The sequence below is a fragment of the Pseudomonas sp. BGI-2 genome, from assembly GCF_004310295.1.
Classification (GTDB): domain Bacteria; phylum Pseudomonadota; class Gammaproteobacteria; order Pseudomonadales; family Pseudomonadaceae; genus Aquipseudomonas.
Genome location: NZ_SISB01000023.1, coordinates 82,074 through 103,844, shown reverse-complemented (window position 1 = coordinate 103,844; position 21,771 = coordinate 82,074). Strand labels below are relative to the sequence as shown.

The window sequence follows — 21,771 nt, the reverse complement described above, 5'->3', positions numbered from 1 at the left end:
GACAGGCCGGTGCCTGGGGCACTTATCACCTGACCGCTCAGGGCGAAACCTCCTGGTTCGGTTTCGCCCAGGCCATCGGCGAAGCGCTGCGGGAACAGGGCAAGCCTTGCGCAAACCTGCTGCCGATGCCCTCCAGCGACTATCCGACACCGGCCGTTCGGCCACTGAACTCGCGCCTGGATTGCAGTCGCCTGCAACGCGAATGGGGCGTCAGTCAGCCTGACTGGCAAACCGCGCTGCGCGAGTGTCTAGACTCGCAATTGTGAGTACAAACTAGCGAATGCTAATTAAAAACCCCACACTTCTCTAAAGGCCTTTTTGAACATTCACAATTTGCGATTTTACTTTAGATTGATGCACAAGCGAGGGGTGAACAGCGCGCTTGGGTACAGCAAGCATGTCATAATTAAAAAACGCGAGTAGAAATTGTAGCCCTGCAAGCAATGGCAATGCAGCTAACATTACTGCACCCGCCGAAGCAAGGGGACCACCGTGCGCTGATATATACCAACGTGAAGCGCCGTAGATTGTGCCAAACAATATCAATATCAAACCTAAAAAAAACTCGAGAGTTGCGAGCGAAAAATCTCTTAAGATATAGCGATATAAAAATCTTTTACTGGCATTCCTGCAATGTTTTAACAAAAATTCAGGAATTACCTTCCTGATATTTAGATTACTTTCCTCATCTGCGTAATGAGCAGCCATTGGAAGATCATAAACCACCGCACCTTGAAGCCCTAAACGGAACAATACATCAGTTTCGAAAAAGTAGCGCTGGCTAATTTTGTGAAAGTGAAGATGCTTGGCAACTTCCGAATGAATAGCAGTATACCCGTTAGTGGGGTCGAACAAATGCCAATAGCCGGTAGAAAGTTTTGTAAAGAACGACAATACAGCATTTCCAAACAAACGAATGAAAGGCATGCCGGTGAGCGATTCCGGGTCAAAAAATCGATTTCCCTTCACATAGTCTGCATCTCCTGAAATAATTGGAGAGACGAAACTAGGAATTAAGGCAGGGTCCATTTGCCCATCACCGTCAATTTTTACAAAAATATCGTAACCATCATTAATCGCAGCACTATAACCCGACATTACTGCACCACCCACGCCGAGATTCATACTATTATAAATAACGTTAACACGAGGATCTTTGCACTCGACTTTAACGTGATCACCAGTGCCTTCGGGACAACAATCATCGACAACATAGATTGCACAAACCTCTGAACCAATACGAGCTATCAGGTCCAAAATATGCTTCTTCGTTTTAAAGCAGGGTATGACAACTGCAATTTGTGCCGACAAGTGTGTGCTATTGAGCATGAGTAGACCCAGCCAGTGAAGTACGACAGCATGATATAATGATCATCAATATAACCATTCTTACTAAGGCCAAATATATTTAAAGACTTCATAATTAGGAGTTGTAGGCGGCAGCTCTAAGTTTTTAAAAAACGCATTCCCCATAGGAACATGAGCGCCGGTCCTTTTTGCATGCAATGCAAATTCGCTGAATAACGGTATTGATTCATCGTCAATGTCCAGCGTCGTTTCTGAATCCGCCGCTCCCCAGAACGCAAACTGGTAAAACAGCCGTGCGGGCTGCCTAACATCTATTTCAATTGTGAATGCCGAAGAACCATCAATCAGCGCCTTTCGCAATCGCGTCGCTGCATGTTGACATGCTTCAGCGGTCGAAAAAAAAGCATGCCCATCATTGGTCATACATTGCTCAACTCGCGTCGGCTGCAACCCGATGCGCTGTAGAAATCCTAAAGGATTGATCTGCCTATAGCAGTAAAATGCATCTTCGCTAACATTTTTTTGTGTGAACGCATTGAGCACAAGCACCCGCTCACTTCCACTCTCCGCTAGTAACAATCCTAAAATCCTATCTAGAAATGAGAACACCGCGCGGGAACTGTCATCGATTTTATTTAAACTTTTCCAATCATGATGCTGGAAGTGCGCTATGAGATTTAAAAATACGAAACATACGTCAGGGTCGTGCTTTTTTCTAAACTTCAAAAACATCCGTGTCGACAACAACTCAAATGCGCCAAATAAAAAACACGTATTAATTCTAGACCCGCGAATATGGCGGAGCAGAAACAAAAAGTCTTTCCACAAGATCCAAAATGGTAGTTGCCTAACAGTAGAAACCAGTGTGATTAGCGCAGCTTTCAGGGCACGCAAAAAAGACAAATCCATGTAATTTTTTGAATAATACACTGGCAATGCGAAAAAGCCGGCAACTGCCTCAGGGAAAGGGAGTTCTGTAAAGTTCCATGGATCTGTAGTAAAGAAATGGTTTAGCTTGGCATCATTGCGTCGAGCGTTCATTACCCCCCACACACCAGTACTGACTCCTTTCTCTCCCAAGCGCTCCCAAATTTGAGCATACTGAAGCTTATCAACATCCCCTAGACGAATAACTTTGTGGACCGAGGAGGGCAGTTCCGAGTGTATCGATACCCATTGACACCAAGGGTCAAGCCCTTCGTGCTCTTTGTCGTGATCGGCATACGTGTCACAATGGGACCAACTAAGAACAGACTTTACATGCTCCAAGCCGAAGCGTTCAGCTGCCTGCTGCAAAAGCCCGACATTAAATTCATTAAGTTCGATCACCAGTGTTCGCTTCATTGTATTAATCTCCATATCAAGAAATACCATGCCGCGAGAGTGCAGCCAAGGAAATGCCTGCCATTATCAACACAGATGATGCCACGTTAAGCCAATCGAACCGCTCCGAAAAAAATAGCGCGCTTGCGATTGGAACTAATAAAAATGTAATAGACATGAATGGATAGGCTTGGGAAAGCGGGACATGTCGCAGCACGTAGATCCAGACCAGCGATGAGATACCATACACTGAGAATGCCAAAAATAGCCATGATACGGTACGAATGGCTAACATACCGCACTCATTCCAGGAACTACTTGCCACCTTCATGAGCACTTGACCGGTCGCAACTGCAACTGCGCAGCCGATGCAAACCAAAATGTTAGCTTGATTCATATATCGCTTTACGCCCTCACCTAAATTAATCAACTCACAACTCAGCACTATCACTTGGCAACAAGCTAAATGCAAGGCTCAAACCCTACCACTTTACAACACTTTGACTAGCAATCATTAATGCTATGACTTAATAAAACCAACCAATTAAGCATGAATAAATTACTACTGAACCATTGCTAGTTTTTTCAAGGCACCATATTAATCTTTTTTTTTATATGAAACCATCCCCAGCATCCCACGGCCCCGCGCATCTCATTGCCAACGCCTAGGTAGCTTGCGCCTTGTCATATCGAGCAAAACTGCCGCGCCGCAGACTTTCTCAAAAGCCGTCCCACTGGCGAGGACCGTGCCAGCGATTTGCATACCACGCACTTCGTCGAAAATGGATCTAATACTTGTAGAATGGAACCACTGCGATTTTCCATCGCTCAAAGTGGTATGCACGATCGACTGGCGAAATCCGCCAGCCGGCCTGCCCTCAAGGAGAGCCCTTATGCCCTGGTATGCCTGGTTGATTCTGGTCGTTGCAATCGGTTCGATCGTTGGCGGTTTAATGATGCTGCGCGACACCGCCACCAAGGTCGATCTGACCGAAGAGCAACGTAAACGCGTCGCTGAACGCAATGCGGAAATGGATGCCAAGGAAGCGCAGGACCGCTAAGACAAAAACCCTGTCATTCACAATGAATGACAGGGATTTGCGTTTCTACTGCTCCCAATCGGCTTTGGCGATTTGCAAGCCATGCAGTCCTTTGTACGCTGCACGCTCCGGCTGACTCCATCCTTCAAGCAACGACTCTTCCAATCGATAAATCTCCACGCCCAGGGGGCGACACACGCTCAGAGGATCCTGCGCGTCCGGTCCCCACATGGCCAGCGACAGATCGCCGCCGGGGCAAGTCGAGAGTGCGCAGAGCAAATCGATCTCCGCAAAAAGCTCAAGGTAATCACCCTTCTTCGCCGGGCAGGCTTTCATGAAATACATGTCGTCGTGGTTGAGGCCGGTGCACTGAAAAATATTCAGCACGTCATGCACGTCAAACTCGGTAAGACCATGGGGCAGTACAGCGCGCGTAAGGTTGGAGTGGCAGTGATGATGGAAATCCTCACCAGTGAGCATTTTGTTCACATAGGGATCACAGCGAGTACCGAGCAAATCGTGCAAGCGACCACCATGTTCATCAATGCCATAACTGGCCAGGCTATCGTCCGTTATGGTCAGCAGTGGACGCAAAAACGGCAGGTTCGACCAGAGTCGGTCATGGGTGCTGACGTGAGCGCCCTGCAACTGCCGGGTCCGCGCGGCCCATAAGCGCTCGCGTGGGTCGTTGGCATTCCAGACGTTGAAGTCGCCCACTTGCGGGCCCACGGGTGTGGTGACACGAAATACATGGCCCGCCGGCACCTTCCAGGCACGGCCAGTGCGGATCGGCACTTCAAATTGTTCGATCAGCGTCCGTCCGCCCTTCTGGTCCCGGATTCGCTGGTAAAAGGGTTTGTCCACCTGCAAGGCGGAGCCCTTACTGACTTGATAGGCCGCAGGATAGTCTTTGTACATCGCAAAAATCCTCGATCAATAGGGCAGAGAAAGATTTAGCTTAGGACCGATTTCGGCGCATCTGTGTGCCTTTCAAACGTAGAAGTACTGTCGCCATCCAATTTGCATTGGTTAAGATGGGCCATTGTTGCGGAGATTCGACATGCGTTACTCGCAGGACCATAAAGCTCAAACTCACCAACGCATCATCCGGGAAGCCGCAGCACGCTTTCGCCGCGACGGAATCAGCGCGACCGGTCTGCAACCCTTAATGAAAGCCCTGGGTTTGACACACGGAGGCTTTTATTCGCACTTTTCCTCCAAGAACGAATTGGTTGAGAAGGCCCTGCAAGCCGCGGGCGAACAACTGGACGCGCACTGTGCCATGCTGTTTGCCGGAGAACGCCCCCTGGACGCGTTCATCGAGAGCTACCTGTCCGAGTGGCATCAAACCTCGCCTCACGAAGGCTGCCCGCTGCCGACCATGTCTTCGGAGCTGGGCCTGCGGGGGCAGCCGAGCCCAACCACCGATGTCGTGCTCAATGCCAGGCTTGAACAAGTGCAAGGCACACTCGAAGGAGATAATGCCGCAAATCAGAGCATTGTTATCATGTCGACGCTGATCGGCGCGCTTTTATTGTCGCGCAGTGTCGAGAACCCCGAGCTGGCTCAGCGGATTCTCGACGTTACTCGCGAATATCTCAAACAATCACAGGCTAACCCTGCCAGCGCTTGAACAATACGCTGGCGTTAACCCCGCCGAAACCGAAGCCATTGGATAGCGCGTATTCGATAGCCATAGGCCGCGCCTTACCGTGAACGATATCGACCCCTTCTGCAGCCGGATCCGGATTGTCGAGGTTAAGGGTTGGCGGCACGATCTGATCGCGAATGGCCAACAACGTGAAGATGGCTTCTATGCCACCCGCAGCTCCGAGCAGGTGCCCAGTGGCCGACTTTGTCGACGTCACCGCAATCTTGTTGTCTGCACCGAACAAGGATTTGATCGCGGCCAGCTCTCCAAGATCGCCGACCGGCGTCGAGGTAGCGTGAGCGTTGAGATGCTGCACCTTCTCTGCTGAAACGCCGGCTTGAGCCAATGCGAGCGACATCGCCCGTCGTGCACCGCTGCCATCTTCGGGACCAGCGGTGAGATGATAGGCATCGGCGCTGGTCCCGTAACCGACCAGTTCGGCAAGCGGTTGAGCACCCCGGGCGAGTGCATGTTCCAGAGATTCGATGACCAGAAGGCCTGCCCCCTCCCCCATGACAAAACCATCGCGACCGCTGTCAAAGGGGCGCGAAGCACGTTCAGGGGTTTCGTTGTAGCCACTGGACAAGGCACGAGCAGCGGCAAACCCGGCGAGGCTGACACGATCGATGGCCGCCTCCGCACCACCACATACCGCAATGTCTGCTTCACCGGTGCGAATCAACCGCGCAGCGTCGCCAATCGCTTGAACACCCGCCGCACAAGCTGTCACCGGGGCACCCAATGGACCTTTGAAACCGTGCTGGATCGACACATGGCCAGCGGCAAGATTGACCAGAAATGACGGAATGGTGAACGGCGACAAACGCCGCGGACCACGGCTGTCAGTGGTACGCACCGCATCGGCAATCGCGCGGAAACCGCCGACGCCTGAACCGATAATGGTTGCAGTGCGCTCCTGAGCATTGGCGTCCTGCGCTTGCCAACCGGCTTGTTCTAGTGCCTGACGCGCCGCCTCCATGGCAAACAAAATGAAGCGGTCCATTTTCTTTTGTTCTTTAGGTGGCGTCGCTTGATTCGGGTCGAACCCAGCTTCGGCGTCTTCGCCAAGGGTCGGCACACTGCCGCCCACTTTCGCCGGCAGATCAGCAACCACCTCATCAGGCAGCTTCCTCAGACCGGACCGCCCGGCCAACAGTCGCGCCCAAACCGCTTCCACACCGCTACCCAAGGGCGACACCAGGCCCATGCCCGTGACAACTACTCGACGATCACTCATACCACTAATACCTCCAGCCGATAATTGACGCGTTACTTGTAACGCACGGCGGCCGTGCTTTGGGAAAGGTTCGGCGCCATTACCAGGCGGGTATTTACAAAATCGTGCCATTGAGCCGCATCAGGCAGCGATGGAATGGTGATCAGTTCACTTTGATCAAGACCCGACAATGCGGCATCGACCATTTCTCCGGCTTCCATGACCATATCCGCTGGTATCTGGCTTGCATCGATGCCCGAGCGCTCCCAGATCTCGGTACGTGTCACACCAGGCAAAACGGCTTGTACCTTGACGCCGGTGCCGTTCAGTTCTGCATTCAACGACTGAGTTAGGCTTAACACATAAGCTTTGCTCGCGCTGTACGTCGCATTGAAACGCTCAGGGAACAACGCGACTACAGAGGCGATATTGATGATTGCCCCCCGGCGCGCCTTGGCAAAACTGGCGGCCGCTGCGGATGCCAAACGAGTGACGGCAGTGACATTCAGCTGGATAAGCTTCTCAAGCTGATCCATGTCGGAATTCGCCAGAAGGCCATCTGCGGCAACGCCTGCGTTGTTCAACAACAGACTGATACTCGAATCGCTACGCAGGCGTTGCTCAACCTTCACCACATCATCTTTGTGTGTCAGATCCGCCTTGAACACTTCGACCTGAACGCCATGTTTAGCGCGCAACGTATTCGCCGCGGCCTCTAGTCGTCTCTCGTCGCGTGCCACCAGCAACAAATCGAAACCACGCGCTGCCAATCGCTCAGCGTAAATTTCACCGATACCGGAAGAAGCACCGGTGATGAGGGCTGTACCTTGGGATTGCGTGGACATCATGACTGTGCTCCTGAAAATGCTTAGGGGAGTAGCCGGAACGTTAAAATACTTCAGCGCGTCCGGAATTTAATTATAGGCATAATTTAAACCGCATATGATAGCCATAATTTTCCATGCGCCGATAAAAGGTGTTTGTTTTCCCGATCGCTATAAACCAGAAGGGCCAGTCATTGACCGGCCCTTGGCGTAGAGCTACAAGCTTAGTTCACCTCAAGCTTTTCGCGGTTCTTGTCCAAAATCGCTTTGCCAATCCCCTTGACCTCAAGCAATTCGTCGACCGACGAAAACGGCCCATTACTCTCACGATATGCAACAATCGCTTTCGCCTTCGCCTCCCCGATACCGGCCAGCTCGCGCTGCAGTGTCAGCGCATCGGCTTTATTGACATCGACTTTGCCAGCTTGCGTGATCGGGGAAACTTCCATCACCAAAGGCGCGGTACCAGCCTCGAGTTTTGCCGCAGGCGCGGCAATTACGGCGATTGAAGCGCTGGTCAATAGGGCGAAAACCAGAGAGTAGAAATAGCCAGTACGCATAAGTGAAGCTCCATAACATCAGTTGAGAAAGCAGCTTTTCCGAAGCTGCTCTCCAAACTTAGGCTATGTCCGCGGCTTGTCAAAAATGCGTCTGTTGCGAGATGTGAAATAATCATAGACGCTCCATGAAATCTACGTGAGCGCTCCATAAACCCGACCGACTTCAAGATGGGTAACGCGCCTAGCTAGGCGATGCCGGCGAGCAGTTCCACGGCAACAGCGCTTCGTAATCTTCAACCGAGGTCGCCAGTGGCAGCCGTTCTACTGCGTGGCGCAGCCACGCATAGGGCTCTTGGCCGTTGGCTTTGGCAGTCTCGACCAAGCTGTAAAGCTGAACACTGGCCGTCGCGCCTTTGGGTGTGTCGCTAAACAACCAGTTCTTTCTTCCGATGACGAAGGGCTTGATCGCACGCTCGGCGGGGTTGTTGTCAATCGGCAAATAGCCTTCCTCGGCGTACCGTTCCAGTTTGCTCCAGTTACTCGCCAGATAGCCGATGGCCTTGCCCAAGGCGATCTGAGACGTAACTTGTGGCTGCGTCTTTTCCATCCAGCTTTTTAACTGAGCCAGCACTGGCAGGCTCCGATCATGACGGCCGGTTTTACGATCATCGTCGCCCGCATCCTTCAGATCACGCTCGACGCCATAAAGCTTGTTGATCAAGTTCAGTGCGATATCCGCACGTCCTGTCTTGCCTTTCGGCTGCACTTTTTGCGCTTCAACAAACCTACGCCGCGCGTGAGCCCAGCAACCTAGACGTTCCACTCCGGCCTGCGCGCCAAGGGCGTTGTAACCGGCGTAATCGTCGGTCATCACGTAGCCACGATAGCTATCGAGCAGGCGTGTCGGCACCTCCTGCGCGCGACTGGTGGAGTAGTCAAAAAGGATCACTGGTATATCTGGCGGGCCGCCGGTTTGCACCCACATCCAGGACTGGCTGCTTGGGTCTCGGTCAGGCTCTTTCAACACCTGTACCCGTGTTTCATCGCAGTGGACAACACGGCTGCCCAACAGGCTATCGCGCATTGCCCAAGTGGGTCAGTTTTGAACCGGTAGGGTGGGTCAGTTTTGCATCGGTACTGACACCTAGCTGAGCGCACTACTCAGATGGGAGTCGGTGGGATTATGGACTGTCCATCACAAACTCGACGATGCCTGTCAAATATGAGCGGAGCAACGATCATGGAATACGACGATAAACTGATTGAAGACGCCGTGCTTGCCCTGTTGGCAACCTTCAGTTCCGACAAAGGCAATGCCTGGAAAGGGTTCGACTTCGAGACCATGAATCGATTGCATGAACATGGTTTCATCGTAAGCGATCCATCACCTACACATTCAAAGCCGTTTATTGAAGCCTGATGCTGCGCTCCCGATTTCTTTCTGGAGCACGTCCGCCATGATGCGACCCGACGCCAAAGTCGAAAAAGTGTACCTCTACCCCAAACCCGTGGATTTTCGAAAATCCATCGACGGCCTTGCCGCTCTGGTCGAGCTGGATATCAAGTTCGCGGTATTCGACCCGGTACTTTTTGTTTTTCTGAATCGCCCCCGTAACCGGGTGAAAATACTCTATTGGGAGCGCAACGGCTTCTGCCTTTGGCTCAAGCGCCTGGAATCCGAGCGATTCAAAACCTCGCCTGATGCGGCCGACGAGGCGATCTTCCTGACAGTTCAGGAACTAAACTGGCTGCTCGACGGTTTTGACCTGTGGCGCAACCGCCCGCATCAGGTTTTGACGCCGCGATTTGTTGCTTGATTGGGTATAATCCGGGCCATGATTTCCATGCCCGACAACCTTCCCGATGACCTGACTGCGCTCAAGCAATTACTTGCTCAGATGCAGTCGAAGGTCGTTCTTCTTGAAGAAGAGAATGCGCTACTTCGTCAACGCTTGTTCGGGCGTAAGTCCGAGCAAACCGCTGATCTGGCGACGCCACAGCTGCCGCTGTTTAATGAAGCTGAAAGTATCGACACGCCGGCGCCCGTTGAAGCTGAGGAAGAAGTTGTTGCCCCGACCAAACGCCGTGGCAAACGCAAGCCACTGTCGGCGGACTTGCCACGTATCGAGGTCATCCACGAACTCCCCGAACACGAACTGACCTGCGTTTGCGGTTACCGCAAACACGCCATCGGTGAAGAAACCAGCGAACAACTGGAGATCGTGCCGATGCAGATTCGGGTGATCAAACATATCCGTAAGGTCTACGGCTGTCGTGGTTGTGAAGTGGCACCGGTCACCGCCGACAAACCCGCGCAACTGATCGAAAAGAGCATGGCCAGCCCCAGCGTGTTGGCGATGCTGTTGACCACCAAGTACGTCGATGGCCTGCCATTGCACCGTTTCGAAAAAGTCCTCGTTCGTCACGGTGTCGATATCCCGCGTCAAACCTTGGCGCGCTGGGTGATCCAGTGCTGCGAACACTTCCAGCCACTGTTGAATCTGATGCGTGATCGGTTACTGGAAAGTCCGATTGTTCACTGCGATGAAACGCGAGTGCAGGTGCTGAAAGAGCCAGGTCGAGACCCGACCAGCCAATCCTGGATGTGGGTGCAAGCCAGCGGCCCACCTGAGAGCCCCGTCATTCTTTTTGACTACACCACCAGCCGAGCGCAGGAGGTGCCGTTGCGGCTGCTCGGCGACTATCGCGGCTATCTGATGACCGATGATTACGCTGGCTATAACGCCTTGAGCGCGCAGCCGGGTATCGAGCGCTTGGCCTGTATGGCCCATGTACGACGCAAGTTTGTCGATGCACAGAAAGTGCAGCCCAAGGGCAAAACCGGTCGAGCCGATGCGGCACTGACGATGATCAACAAGTTGTACGGCATAGAGCGTGTTTTGAAAGAGATGACGGATGAACAGCGCTTTGCCGGTCGCCAGGAGCAGAGCTTGCCGGTGCTCACCCAGTTAAAAAGCTGGCTGGAGAAAACCCAGCCACAGGTCACTGCGCAAAGTGCCTTGGGTAAAGCAGTCAATTATCTGGCCAGTAACTGGAGCCGGCTGGAACGTTATATCGAGGCTGGTTTTTTACCGATCGACAACAATACCGCTGAAAGAGCGATAAAGCCGTTTGTGATCGGGCGCAAGGCTTGGCTTTTCAGCGACACACCCAAAGGCGCCACCGCCAGTGCGCAGATCTACAGTTTGGTCGAGACCGCCAAAGCTAACGGCCAGGAGCCCTATACGTGGCTGCGCCACGTACTGGAGCGATTACCGCAGGCTGAATCGGTTGAAGACATTGAGGCGCTACTACCCTGGAATTGGAGGCCATCATGAGTATCAATATTGATCATCTGAGTGTCGATGAGTTAGTGACGCTGAATCATCACATTATCGAACGGCTGAAGATGTTGGAGTCGTTGGAGGCTCATAAATTAATGATGCAGTTCCATCCAGGAGCACGGGTTAGCTTTGACTCACCCAGTGGTGAGCGCCTGTCCGGGACCGTCATGAAGTTCAATCGCAAGACCGTCACAGTAGTAACCGACACCGGCCAGCGCTGGAATATTTCACCGCATTTGCTTTCCCCGATCAAAAACGTACAAGCGGGGATGGTGGTGAATATCAGGCCACAAAAAATGGAGTAACTGCGCCACGAACCGCCAGCATGATTTGATTCCCCCTCACACGCCGTCTGCTTGGATAGGTGGGGTTTATGGATCAGTTACAGTCCACCGGCTTGGGGTACAGATACACTTTTTCGACTTTGGCATCGGGTCGCATCATGGCGAGCTGGCTCCTGAGGGAATCGGGAGCACAGCATCCGGGATCAGCTAAGCGCTTTGAATGTGGGGTTTATGGAGCGCTTACGTTTCATCGCTGTGGATGACAAGTCCAGATGTTTCCGAGCTTAGAACCTTTATTTATGGCTTCCCTGCAACAATGATAGAGAGAGTCAAACGCGACTAAAACGACCCCGCTCATTTCTGCGCGATCAACACGTAAAATAATGGCGTCATTCCAATACCATCGCGACGCTCATCGTGTATCCCAGCCATATCAAACTATGAAAAATGACATCGTAACGCATTGCGTCATGTGAGCCCCCTATATTTGAAAAACCGACTCAAGACGGTAATAGCCGCATAGTGGGTGAGATTCAATTCCTAAATGAAGTTGTTGAAGAGCCCGCTAACTAACTTCAGTTTTGTGGCCAGATCGAAACGTTGAAGCCAATATAACAACTGAAAGAGTGGTTGCAATGACGCACCAATATACATATCGAAAATCCACTGAAGGCACCGCTATCAACAGACTAAAAAAACAGCCTAATGCAGATATGTTTAGAACAGTGATTTGCGTTTTCTCAATGGAAGCCGGAGTCCTGCTAACCCAAACAAGTATGATTGCCGCGAGCAAGAGCCAAACATAAGGTTTGAATAATTCACTCAGTACAGTTTTGTTAGTCGATATCATGTACTGCTCTAAAACCCCTGCCATCTCGGGATTCATCAACTTAATATTCATATCATTTTTCGCGATACCGTAAAACCATGTGTACCCGGGCAGTGCTTGTGGGGGGCGTAGAAAATAAAAGAACGCCTCAACTCTAACTAAGGCATACTCCAAAGGATATGAGAGAATTGTTTTTTTCCATAATGAATACGTTTCATCATATGGTATATCGACAACCAAACTGCCACTTGGATCATAGCCCTTACCTATAAAACACATCGCACGTTCGTAAAGAATCGGGGGGGCAGAACAGGTTGTTAAATCGTTATCTTTTACCCACGGGAGTAAATTTTGATGGGTTTTTGCAGAGATCGTTGCGATGTCATCCCCCATCAAAAACGTTTCATAATGTTTTTTTTCTGCATTTATAAAACTATATGTCACAGTAAAAACCGTGAGCAAGAAAACACCTGTAAGTAATATTGTAGTAAGGCAGCCCAACCAGATAGGTGCCTTCGGAAAATAATGTCTGAAAGCCAAGAACATTATAGGAATTACTGCGAGAACCGCATTGTGCCTGACCCCAATGGCATAAAATAGAAATGGCATTGAAAGGAGCACCAGCCACATGCTTTTACGACGGGTGAACAATAACCCCGTAGCAATGAGCAGGGAAAATGCCATTCCAACATCCTTCCATAGAACTCCCGCAAAATTGATTACCCAAGGAAGCATAAACAAAGCAGGAATTAGCAGACTCCAAATGGAGTTCCTGAAATTTGCCTGCCAAATAAACACTCCAACCGCTAACAGTGTCAAATGCAAATATAGCAAACTCTGCGGCCCAGGTACCAACTGCATACAAAGATGCCAGACATAAGACATTATAGCGGGATGACTATCAGTATAATGCTGGTCTAACGCGCTTTGGTATTGTACAACTGAATCATAGGACATAAAGCCAGGAGCGAAGCATGCCCAGATCGAGACGATGAGACCAAAGACCAAAAGAAACGAAAGCGCGGGCAGTAATATTTTTTTCATATTTATATTAAAACCATTGAAGTAATAACAAACTAAAATGGCATGCCTGTCGAAAACAGGCTTGCCATGAATCTCTCGAACGGTCATCGTCGCCGATCTCATAACGCAACATGAGGGCACCTTTTTAATATACATGTGGACCTATGAAACATAGTTTTGACTATTCCTTCAATCAAAACGAGAAGCGTGTGACTCGCAAATTTCATAAAAAGCCGAGGTCAAATCTAACTTTGACCTAAGGCTTTAAGTGTCGCTGCTGAAATATCCAATCAACAATCTCTCCCTCTGGAGCATAGCCACTTACAGTTTCCAGCAGAATTTGGCGGACCTTGGTGTAGTCATGCCCAGCAATCGCGGTGAGAAGCCCTGACAGTTGTATTTTAAGTACGTCCCAAGCCAAGTAATCTTCATTGGCACACATAATCATTGGATGATTTGTCGCAATGACATTATCTCCAATCAACAACTCCTCATAAAGCTTTTCACCCGGACGCAATCCGGTGAATTCAATGGATATGTCACCACGGGGATTACTTTCAGATCTAATACTGAGCCCAGACAGATGGATCATTTTTTCTGCAAGCTCGACGATTTTAACCGGTTCCCCCATGTCCAAAACAAAGACGTCGCCTCCCTGCCCCATCGATCCTGCTTGAATCACAAGTTGGGCGGCTTCTGGAATAGTCATAAAATAACGAGTGATTTTTGGATGAGTGACCGTTAACGGTCCGCCTGATTTAATCTGCTTATGAAACAACGGTATCACTGACCCGGAGGAACCGAGTACATTGCCAAATCGGACCATCGTGAACCGAGTTTTGTTAACTCTTGATATCTTGGAATTGTCTGCAAACATCACCGGAGCAAGCTCACGGCTAAGCGCCTGCAAGGTGAGCTCTGCCAAGCGCTTGGTACTACCCATAACATTAGTTGGGCGCACCGCTTTATCTGTGGAAATTAAAACAAAGTTTAATACACCAGACTGCACCGCCGCTTGCGCAGTATTTAATGTACCAAAAACATTATTCAGTATTCCTTCAGCAATGTTATGTTCAACCATCGGCACATGCTTATAGGCGGCAGCATGATAGACTGTTGTAACACTCCATGTCTTCATAGTATCTAATAACTTATCTTGATCACGCACAGACCCTAATATTGGGAGCACCTGAACAGATAATGACTCGCGTCTAACGCGCAACTCTAATTCGGACATAATGGTATATAAATTATATTCACTATGTTCAAATAGCAGTAAAGTAGCTGGAGATAAAGAAAGAATTTGCCTGCATAATTCCGACCCTATCGACCCTCCTGCCCCAGTCACAAGTACCACTTGACCTCTAACACAATGCTCAAGCAGGTCTTCCTGTGCAGGCACGGCATCACGTCCTAGCAGGTCTGCAATATCAACTTCTTGTATATCATCTACTTTGACTCTGCCACTGGCCAGATCCATAAAGCCTGGCACGCTTCTAACATGCAACGGAAAACCTTCTAAATATCCAAGTATTTCTCTCCGGCGCGCGCGCGAACAAGACGGCACTGCTAATAAAATCTCTTGCGCGCCAGTAACGTCAATCATGCGTTGAATATGTCCAGGTTTATATACCTGTAAGCCAGAAATTACTCGATTCGAAATACTCTCATCGTCATCAATGAATGCAACTGGGCGCATCAGACGTCCGATACGCAAAGCCGCTACGAGTTGATTACCCGCCGCACCTGCGCCATAAACGGCTACCTTTGGCAAACCATCGTCCCGGTTAGTAAAAGGCACGTGCTGTGCGGCTGCAAACCAGTCCCCAAGGAAAAACTGGCGCATGGCTAGCCGTAGCCCGCCAATCATGACCAGACTCAACCACCAATAATTAAAAATTATTGAGCGAGGGACGATATTTTGATGGTTACTGTACCAATAAACAGTGAACCCAAGAATTAATGAAGAAAAGCTTACAGCTTTGATAATGGCAATCAGCGCATCGTTACCGAAATAACGCATAACAGCTCGATACATACCAAATCTGACAAATAGTGGAATGGCAACCAAAGGGGCGATAGCGAAAAGCCAGAGATGAGTTGCAACTGGGTTGACCATCTCGTCAATACCGAGTCTTACCATAAAAGCCAGCCACAGCGCGCCCCAGACTAAAATAACGTCGGTACCGACTTGAAGCAATCTTTTGCGACGTCGTGGCAGCGCCAGTAATAAAACTCTTAATTTATCCATCGCCTCTTACTGACCCCTCTGATCAAAATCGAAAACAACACACTATCTACTTAGCCTTGCTATATTATTCTAGGCAAATAAACAACAGAAATAAACCATCAAGATTTTTCTGATGTACCAGAATGATATTTTACCGCCAGCAATACCAATGGTATATACGCAATTATTAACCCAATAAAACCGTCTATATCTAAGAGTATTACGCATATCGCAACGGGTAAGAGCCATAAAATATTGATTGCGCCGACCGTAATGGTGACAGGTAGATGTTTACCGAATTTCCGAGCAGCAAATTGGTAAGCATGGCTACGATGCGCCTCGTATACTTTTTCTCCACGTAACAGACGACGAATTAAAGTGAACGTTGCGTCGACTATGAAAACACCCATCAATATTAACCACACCCAAAGGAGGCTAGGTAACTCCCTTGCGGCCTGAAGCGATAGCACGCCCAGGATGACGCCCAAAAATCCGCTACCGGCATCGCCCATAAAAATTCGAGCAGGAGGAAAATTCCAGTATAGAAATCCTAATACAGCCATGGAAAGAAGGAGTGGTGCCCAGATGAGCTCTTCGTAGCCGGATAACCAGTAGATAACGCAGGCTGACACACAGACACTTATCGCCTGCACACTGGCAACACCATCAATTCCATCCATGAAATTATAGAGATTCAGCATCCAGACGAGGTACAAACCACCAACAAGATTTAATAACCATATTATTTCAAAATCAAACCCAAATATGATTATTGGAGGCATTCCACCTAACCATAGCAAAGCCCAAATTGCAGCGCTGAAATGCCCCAAGAGGCGCCAACGAGCGGCGATATGTCCATGGTCATCAAGAAAGCCCAATACTGCGACTATCAAGCCAGCGCCTGCTAATGCCCACGTGACTGACCAAGATAACCCACCGCCCATAGCCAAAAACAGAAGTCCAACAAGGTAGCTAATAACTATGGCTACGCCACCACCCCGCGGTGTAGGCACAGAATGGGAGCTTCGAGTATTAGGGATATCAAGAACGCTACGATGCAGTGCATAACGTCGCAGGACCCACGTAAGTGTAATGGCGAGGACGCCAACAACCGGAATTAACCAAATCAGCCCAAACATTAAAAACTCCATTAAACACCCAGCCTGGCATTGAAAAAAATGGGTATTTACAGTCCCTTCGTAAAATCGTGAGCAGTTTTAGCAAGCGCTTCATCAACTCCGTATGGCGGTTTCCAATGTAACAGGGAACACGTTTTACTGATATCAACTTGAAGGGACCCACACAACCTTTTCGCTACAGCCGAACGACCGACTAGTGCAGCACACAAATAAAGAACCCAAGACGGCACGGGGATCAATCTGGCAGGTTTGTCAAGAACTTTTCCCATCCGAATTAGAAGCTCCGGCGTGGAGACATCCTCCCCGTCACTTGCTAAAAAAGTTTGATTAGCTGCGTTGGGATGTGAAATGCACGTCGCAATCAAGTCAACTAAATTATCTAGGGCTACCAAACTCCGTTTGTTGCGAATAGACCCAAGAGGTAGCGGAACTCCTCGACGTAACGAAATCATCATACTACGGAAATTCGACTTCACACCTGGCCCATAAATTAGAACTGGGCGAATGATGACAACCTCCATACCTGTCTCTTGGGATAGCTTTCGTAAGCCTTGTTCTGCCTCCATTTTAGAGACACCGTATGGATCGCACGGTGCAGGCAAGTCGTCCGCAGAAAATAACTGTCCAGGCTTGGTGGACTCTCCATTAACTTTAATAGAACTAATAAAAATGAATCTTTTAACCCCACTTTGGGCGGCCGCTCTAGCCAGATTCAGAGTGCCCATTACATTTATTTTTCGAAATTCAACCAATGGATCGGCTGCGGTCTCGTTCATCACATGCACACGAGCGGCGCAATGGATCACTACATCTTGATTATTTACTAAATCCAACCATTCAGATTGATCGTCTAAAGAGTTTATTATTCTAGCGTCCACTTCATTTGGAAAGTTTTCTACTCCAGACCTAACAGCAACGGTGCATTGTTGTTTATCAGATATCAGGCGCTGAAGGACCGATTTCCCTAAAAAGCCTGACGCACCGGTTAACAATACTTTAGACATTCAAATCAATCTCAACGTTAGTAAATCCCGAATATCACGATAAGCATCAAAAGAACCTGATCGCGAAATCTACGACGCATTTTATTTAGATTGGCAAACATAAAATACTTTGGTATCAACCCGCCCTTAATTAAGCAGACTGGTACATCCGGTATCTGATCGGCCAATAAACGCGCGATTTTTGAAATCTCACATCGGTACCATCCCGCTCGAAGTAAGCGGAATCGAGCTCTGATCGCTTTTAGACCGGAATTCGCCCCTACTTGGTTGTTACCATGCTGCCGATAGAGCATTTTCGGGGTAGGATCAATGTACCACTTCAATCCACTTGATCGAAACCACGCGTATATTAACCAGTCATGCAAAGCTACCTTATTAGCGAGGTCCCAGCGCCTTATAAGGAAGTCTTTAAAACACAAAGCGTCGGTAACTTTAAGAACGTAAGTACAACCAGGACCAGCAGCTTCAAACAAAAAATCGTACTTTGTCTGTTTTTGGGCTTTATCAATTAGTGATTTTCGCCCATCAGGCCAAAAGGCGATCACATTCCCGGAGTATCCAGATAAGCCGTCTTTGACAATTTTTTCATGAGCTGTCAACAGCTTGTCTTCAAGCCATACATCGTCTTGATCCGCAAACGAAATATAATCATAACTAGAGAAATCGACATCGCGAATCAAACGGAAAAAGTTTTTGGCAGCCCCGCCAAACTGCTCTCCGACTGGCAAAATTATTATATTTGAATTTGTAGCGGCTAGTTGCCTAAACCAAGATTCGGTTGTATCTGAGGATCGATCAATACTTACGAAAATCGTCACTCTTACGTGGCGCTGAGATAATATCGTCTCGATCTGCGGTGCCAGCCATTTAACACCATTATAAGCAGCCACCAAAACTGCAAAATGTGGAATAGACGGTGAATAACTCAATTACTTTCCCCTAAACTTAAACAGCATTACCCGCAACGGATATTTCATGCGCTCGCAAGTCGCAGCCATTAAGTATTCAAAATATCTCATGTTTTTCTCTACTAACAGACTCTTCAAGACATCTAAATAAGCCACGTGCATTAACTTAAGTGAACCCGATAGCCCGGAAGCACCAATCGGCGCTTTAAACCCCCCAGCCAAGTCCGATGAAAGAAGGGCGAAGGTTCCATTGCAAAGATTTTCATACCAACACTTATAATCATCTACCCTTCGATAACGCTCATCGAATGAGATAAAGCATTCGCGACGAGCCATAACCGTGGGAGTGAAAAACGGGTTACCCAAAATAAAATTATTACGATTTATACTGGTATGCTCAGAAGATACGGTAGCTTGAAAGTTCTGATTATACAGATTAAACATGTAACCATGCCCGGAAAGAAACATCTCGTTTTTTTCCATCACAGAATATTGAAGTTTTATTTTTTCAGGGTGCCAAACGTCATCAGAATCTAAGAAAGCTATATACTTACATTTACTGTGTTTGATACCAGTATTTCTTGCATGAGCTGCACCACGATTAACATCCGACTCTATTAAAACAATATCGATAATACTCTTGTAATCCAAAACTAAAAGCTTTAGCTTATCTACCGCCGGGCTTCCGTCGTCAACTATTATTAGCTCGCCAACTGAAAGCGTCTGACTCACAACTGAATCTATACTGCGCTTGATAGTATCGAGCGCGTTATAATGCGGCATTATTACGGAAACAGAAGCTTTCATTTTCTCTCCCAATAGAACTGATACGGGATGAATGGTGATTCTCCGCTATCAACACCATCAATCATATTTCTTGATTTTGAAACGAAGCCTAGAATTCCAATAAAGAAAACAAGACATAAAAATATTGCCCTATTGCGAGAATACATCACTGAACATCTAGGCACAGTGCATAGAAGCGCAAAAAGGGTTAAAAACTGAAACCGCAGGCCAGCATAACTAAACTTCGCCAATACAAAAAATGCTATTTCCAACACAAATAAGAAAGTTAAATAAACAACATTCCTAAATGACAGCACTACCATTGATATATATATCATGGCAAATAATAACAGAGGCGCTAAGCCAGATAATCCACTAGGCGCCTCAAGTTCGCCATAAGCTGAAAATTTAAAGAGCAAGCGATCAAAAAATATTAATAGCAAAATCCCCGCGCACAAACCTCCCATTATCAAGTGTTTAACGCTCAGCCGACGCGCCATTAGCAGTACTAAGAGTACAAAACCTGATAGATGAAAAGAGATGGAGAGCAAAGTCATTATAGCAAATGTCTTTTTCTTACTACTCTCGAAAGAATCATATGCAATCTTCGCCAGACAGAATGAGACTCCATATCGAAGGCCGTTCATGGTCATATCATAGAAGAAAATTGGAAACACCAGCAAAGCAAATACTAAAACATCATCCTTAGTTCGTGAGAACGCATAAATAACCAGCGCACAGACAAACCATGAAATAGCTACAACAACTGCTTTACTTGAAAAGCCTAAGTAAAGTAGTGCTTTCGAAAAATATTCAAAGCCTATTTCGACCTCGCTAATTCCTGCTGAGTCCCCGAACTCAGTGGAAAAACTATCTATAATTCGCATATATGACGCGGTATCAGTGCCTACATCGCCACGCAGAACAACAATGAAAAAAGCAGGAACCAGACATAAAAACAATAACTTACGATTATCCAGACCTGCAATTTTCCCTAACCCAACAGTAACAATTAAATACAGGTAGGGCGCGAAGTAAGGTATTAAATCCAATGTCACATAATCACCATGAATCACCAAATATATATATAGGTTTATGCGTTGAATACTTCAAACTACGAATAGGCCATATTTACAAACTACAATATCACCGCACCATTTTTATCAATAAGCCTAGATCGACATTAAGACAAATTGAGCTTGATACTTTTCTTTTTCAAATACAGTTCGAAAGCAAAACTTGCATCTAAGGACGTTTCAAGATTGTAAATAACATCAACTTCTTTCTTAATGTAGCGGGCTTTTATTCTGTTAATCACTCGCGAAGCGCCCCATAAAAATTCTGTACCGACCGATGCCAGAATTTTCATTGAAAATTTCAACACCCCAAATTCGGCGAAAAGATTTTTAAGCGCGACTGAGTTCTCACGGTAAGACTTTGGGTGATACACAAAGCATTTCAATATCAAGCGGCTAAAGTTTGGATCAACTTTTTCTCCACCTATCCTTTCCACCTGCTCTATAGCCTGCAAGAGGGAATAAGACCAAACCGTTGGAACTGAATAAAATTCAGGAATTCGACTATCCCATACTAAATTTTTGAATGGAGCTATATGTGGATTATCCCTCAACTTCCCATAATGCGCCCCTGAATTACTTTGTCCCGTTGTACTGAGGCCCGAGGCACCTGGTATAATTACTGGATAGTCTATCCATTTACAATTTTTAGCTTCGTTAGAAATAAGAAAAGAACTATAGATATCAGGGCTTACTCCCCCAAACAAACTTCCATACTTTTTAACAATACTAGAAGCCAACGAAGAAGAGATCATCCCCGCATACGCCCTTGGCATATCAAAGACACCGCCCCCAAAATTATCTAACGCGTAAGATATGGATTTTGAAATATCATGATTACTAACGGCGCCAGTAAATGGGCTGACATGAAGAGTGCCCGAGTATGAATCACCTCTAGTGGCATGCGTATAGTCGTGCCAATAATACAGGGCTGAGAAATTAAATTTGAGGGAGTCAACTTTATTCAAACTTGCCCACTTCGCAACCTCGACAATTTCCTTAGTCACGAAATCATCATCACCTATAAATACTAAATACTCGCCATCGCAGGAATCCAAACCAAGGTTGAAATTTTCTACTACGCTGATTCCTTGCTCTGATCTAACTAACTTAAGTCGAGATTCGGGATAAAGGTTCAAAAAGTTTGGAGTTATTTCATCTATCGGACTGGAGTCACATACGACAATTTGAACGTCATCCGGTAACGCCAATAGAGTTTTGATAGTTTGAACCGCGCAACTTGCCCGGTTGTGTGTAGGTACAATAATACTAAGAAGTGTCATAGA

At 47.9% G+C, this 21,771-nt stretch carries 22 protein-coding genes and 1 pseudogene; 7 read left to right on the top strand and 16 right to left on the bottom strand.

Annotation, left to right across the window (positions count from 1 at the left end; genetic code table 11):
* Nucleotides 1-266 (top strand): sugar nucleotide-binding protein (locus tag EYC95_RS17005; protein WP_165557468.1); only part of this gene is annotated, 266 nt, incomplete at its 5' end.
* 40 nt (nt 267-306) lie between these two features.
* On the opposite strand, the gene EYC95_RS17000 is transcribed toward EYC95_RS17005, so the two are convergent.
* The 3 genes from EYC95_RS17000 to EYC95_RS16990 form a co-directional block, all read right to left on the bottom strand.
* A complete protein-coding gene (locus EYC95_RS17000; RefSeq protein ID WP_131061395.1) occupies nt 307-1,329 on the bottom strand; it encodes a glycosyltransferase family 2 protein in 1,023 nt (340 codons plus the stop codon).
* Between the two features lie 63 nt (nt 1,330-1,392).
* Nucleotides 1,393-2,652, bottom strand: a complete 1,260-nt coding sequence (locus EYC95_RS16995) for a hypothetical protein (protein WP_131061394.1) — start codon at nt 2,650-2,652, stop codon at nt 1,393-1,395.
* A gap of 16 nt (nt 2,653-2,668) precedes the next feature.
* Nucleotides 2,669-3,028, bottom strand: a complete 360-nt coding sequence (locus EYC95_RS16990; protein WP_131061393.1) for an EamA family transporter — start codon at nt 3,026-3,028, stop codon at nt 2,669-2,671.
* Between the two features lie 496 nt (nt 3,029-3,524).
* On the opposite strand from EYC95_RS16990, the gene EYC95_RS16985 reads away from it, so the two are divergent.
* Nucleotides 3,525-3,692: a DUF2897 family protein gene (locus EYC95_RS16985; protein WP_081744012.1), complete on the top strand. Its 168-nt coding sequence runs from the start codon at nt 3,525-3,527 to the stop codon at nt 3,690-3,692.
* Between the two features lie 45 nt (nt 3,693-3,737).
* Here the strand turns inward: EYC95_RS16985 and EYC95_RS16980 are convergent, their stop codons facing one another.
* Entirely contained in the window at nt 3,738-4,589 is an 852-nt protein-coding gene (locus EYC95_RS16980; RefSeq protein WP_131061392.1) for a DUF1989 domain-containing protein, read from the bottom strand.
* Nucleotides 4,590-4,731: 142 nt separating this feature from the next.
* On the opposite strand from EYC95_RS16980, the gene EYC95_RS16975 reads away from it, so the two are divergent.
* A complete protein-coding gene (locus tag EYC95_RS16975; RefSeq protein ID WP_131061391.1) occupies nt 4,732-5,304 on the top strand; it encodes a TetR/AcrR family transcriptional regulator in 573 nt (190 codons plus the stop codon).
* On the opposite strand, the gene fabF is transcribed toward EYC95_RS16975, so the two are convergent.
* From fabF to EYC95_RS16955, 4 genes and pseudogenes are all read right to left on the bottom strand, one after another.
* A complete protein-coding gene (fabF, locus tag EYC95_RS16970) occupies nt 5,285-6,559 on the bottom strand; it encodes a beta-ketoacyl-ACP synthase II (RefSeq protein ID WP_131061390.1) in 1,275 nt (424 codons plus the stop codon). The genes EYC95_RS16975 and fabF overlap by 20 nt on opposite strands.
* 32 nt (nt 6,560-6,591) lie before the next feature.
* Nucleotides 6,592-7,386, bottom strand: coding sequence for an SDR family oxidoreductase (locus EYC95_RS16965; RefSeq protein ID WP_131061389.1), 795 nt, complete (start codon nt 7,384-7,386; stop codon nt 6,592-6,594).
* A gap of 200 nt (nt 7,387-7,586) precedes the next feature.
* The gene (locus EYC95_RS16960; RefSeq protein WP_131061388.1) at nt 7,587-7,922 is read right to left on the bottom strand and encodes a helix-hairpin-helix domain-containing protein; all 336 of its coding nucleotides are present in this window, start codon (nt 7,920-7,922) and stop codon (nt 7,587-7,589) included.
* Between the two features lie 181 nt (nt 7,923-8,103).
* A pseudogene (locus EYC95_RS16955) lies at nt 8,104-8,946 on the bottom strand (IS66 family transposase); the annotation flags it as partial.
* Nucleotides 8,947-9,102: 156 nt separating this feature from the next.
* Here EYC95_RS16955 and EYC95_RS16950 point away from each other — a divergent pair.
* From EYC95_RS16950 to EYC95_RS16935, 4 genes are read left to right on the top strand one after another with little or no spacing between them, the layout of a single operon-like run.
* Complete coding sequence (locus tag EYC95_RS16950) at nt 9,103-9,282, top strand: DUF6429 family protein (RefSeq protein ID WP_131061387.1); 180 nt, start codon at nt 9,103-9,105, stop codon at nt 9,280-9,282.
* On the top strand, nt 9,272-9,679 hold the full coding sequence (gene tnpB, locus EYC95_RS16945; RefSeq protein ID WP_256656965.1) for an IS66 family insertion sequence element accessory protein TnpB: 408 nt from the start codon (nt 9,272-9,274) through the stop codon (nt 9,677-9,679). The genes EYC95_RS16950 and tnpB overlap by 11 nt, the downstream gene beginning before the upstream one ends.
* Nucleotides 9,680-9,697: 18 nt before the next feature.
* Nucleotides 9,698-11,200, top strand: a complete 1,503-nt coding sequence (locus EYC95_RS16940; protein ID WP_131061386.1) for an IS66 family transposase — start codon at nt 9,698-9,700, stop codon at nt 11,198-11,200.
* Nucleotides 11,197-11,511 (top strand): hypothetical protein, encoded by a 315-nt coding sequence (locus tag EYC95_RS16935; RefSeq protein ID WP_131061385.1) that lies wholly within the window; start codon nt 11,197-11,199, stop codon nt 11,509-11,511. Before EYC95_RS16940 ends, EYC95_RS16935 begins: the two co-directional genes overlap by 4 nt.
* A gap of 544 nt (nt 11,512-12,055) precedes the next feature.
* On the opposite strand, the gene EYC95_RS16930 is transcribed toward EYC95_RS16935, so the two are convergent.
* The 8 genes from EYC95_RS16930 to EYC95_RS16895 form a co-directional block, all read right to left on the bottom strand.
* Nucleotides 12,056-13,450 (bottom strand): hypothetical protein, encoded by a 1,395-nt coding sequence (locus EYC95_RS16930; protein ID WP_131061384.1) that lies wholly within the window; start codon nt 13,448-13,450, stop codon nt 12,056-12,058.
* Between the two features lie 148 nt (nt 13,451-13,598).
* On the bottom strand, nt 13,599-15,593 hold the full coding sequence (locus EYC95_RS16925) for a nucleoside-diphosphate sugar epimerase/dehydratase (RefSeq protein ID WP_131061383.1): 1,995 nt from the start codon (nt 15,591-15,593) through the stop codon (nt 13,599-13,601).
* A gap of 98 nt (nt 15,594-15,691) precedes the next feature.
* Nucleotides 15,692-16,711: a glycosyltransferase family 4 protein gene (locus EYC95_RS16920; protein ID WP_131061382.1), complete on the bottom strand. Its 1,020-nt coding sequence runs from the start codon at nt 16,709-16,711 to the stop codon at nt 15,692-15,694.
* A gap of 47 nt (nt 16,712-16,758) precedes the next feature.
* Complete coding sequence (locus EYC95_RS16915; protein WP_131061381.1) at nt 16,759-17,715, bottom strand: SDR family oxidoreductase; 957 nt, start codon at nt 17,713-17,715, stop codon at nt 16,759-16,761.
* Between the two features lie 17 nt (nt 17,716-17,732).
* On the bottom strand, nt 17,733-18,644 hold the full coding sequence (locus EYC95_RS16910) for a glycosyltransferase (protein ID WP_256656964.1): 912 nt from the start codon (nt 18,642-18,644) through the stop codon (nt 17,733-17,735).
* Nucleotides 18,645-19,430, bottom strand: a complete 786-nt coding sequence (locus EYC95_RS16905; RefSeq protein WP_131061380.1) for a glycosyltransferase family 2 protein — start codon at nt 19,428-19,430, stop codon at nt 18,645-18,647.
* Nucleotides 19,427-20,467 (bottom strand): EpsG family protein, encoded by a 1,041-nt coding sequence (locus EYC95_RS16900; RefSeq protein WP_165557467.1) that lies wholly within the window; start codon nt 20,465-20,467, stop codon nt 19,427-19,429. The genes EYC95_RS16905 and EYC95_RS16900 overlap by 4 nt, the downstream gene beginning before the upstream one ends.
* Before the next feature lie 125 nt (nt 20,468-20,592).
* Entirely contained in the window at nt 20,593-21,768 is a 1,176-nt protein-coding gene (locus EYC95_RS16895; RefSeq protein WP_131061378.1) for a glycosyltransferase family 2 protein, read from the bottom strand.
* Nucleotides 21,769-21,771: the final 3 nt, after the last annotated feature.

Excerpts from the sequence above, each read along its gene's own strand:
- EYC95_RS17000 (WP_131061395.1), bottom strand. The coding sequence starts at position 1,329 with ATGCTCAATAGCACACACTTGTCGGCACAAATTGCAGTTGTCATACCC.
- EYC95_RS16895 (WP_131061378.1), bottom strand. The coding sequence starts at position 21,768 with ATGACACTTCTTAGTATTATTGTACCTACACACAACCGGGCAAGTTGC.
- EYC95_RS16940 (WP_131061386.1), top strand. The coding sequence starts at position 9,698 with ATGATTTCCATGCCCGACAACCTTCCCGATGACCTGACTGCGCTCAAG.
- EYC95_RS16905 (WP_131061380.1), bottom strand. The coding sequence starts at position 19,430 with ATGAAAGCTTCTGTTTCCGTAATAATGCCGCATTATAACGCGCTCGAT.
- EYC95_RS16930 (WP_131061384.1), bottom strand. The coding sequence starts at position 13,450 with ATGACCGTTCGAGAGATTCATGGCAAGCCTGTTTTCGACAGGCATGCC.
- EYC95_RS16935 (WP_131061385.1), top strand. The coding sequence starts at position 11,197 with ATGAGTATCAATATTGATCATCTGAGTGTCGATGAGTTAGTGACGCTG.
- EYC95_RS16985 (WP_081744012.1), top strand. The coding sequence starts at position 3,525 with ATGCCCTGGTATGCCTGGTTGATTCTGGTCGTTGCAATCGGTTCGATC.
- EYC95_RS16950 (WP_131061387.1), top strand. The coding sequence starts at position 9,103 with ATGGAATACGACGATAAACTGATTGAAGACGCCGTGCTTGCCCTGTTG.
- EYC95_RS16960 (WP_131061388.1), bottom strand. The coding sequence starts at position 7,922 with ATGCGTACTGGCTATTTCTACTCTCTGGTTTTCGCCCTATTGACCAGC.
- EYC95_RS16925 (WP_131061383.1), bottom strand. The coding sequence starts at position 15,593 with ATGGATAAATTAAGAGTTTTATTACTGGCGCTGCCACGACGTCGCAAA.
- EYC95_RS16975 (WP_131061391.1), top strand. The coding sequence starts at position 4,732 with ATGCGTTACTCGCAGGACCATAAAGCTCAAACTCACCAACGCATCATC.
- EYC95_RS16920 (WP_131061382.1), bottom strand. The coding sequence starts at position 16,711 with ATGTTTGGGCTGATTTGGTTAATTCCGGTTGTTGGCGTCCTCGCCATT.
- EYC95_RS16965 (WP_131061389.1), bottom strand. The coding sequence starts at position 7,386 with ATGATGTCCACGCAATCCCAAGGTACAGCCCTCATCACCGGTGCTTCT.
- fabF (WP_131061390.1), bottom strand. The coding sequence starts at position 6,559 with ATGAGTGATCGTCGAGTAGTTGTCACGGGCATGGGCCTGGTGTCGCCC.
- EYC95_RS16915 (WP_131061381.1), bottom strand. The coding sequence starts at position 17,715 with ATGTCTAAAGTATTGTTAACCGGTGCGTCAGGCTTTTTAGGGAAATCG.
- EYC95_RS16990 (WP_131061393.1), bottom strand. The coding sequence starts at position 3,028 with ATGAATCAAGCTAACATTTTGGTTTGCATCGGCTGCGCAGTTGCAGTT.
- EYC95_RS16995 (WP_131061394.1), bottom strand. The coding sequence starts at position 2,652 with ATGAAGCGAACACTGGTGATCGAACTTAATGAATTTAATGTCGGGCTT.
- EYC95_RS16980 (WP_131061392.1), bottom strand. The coding sequence starts at position 4,589 with ATGTACAAAGACTATCCTGCGGCCTATCAAGTCAGTAAGGGCTCCGCC.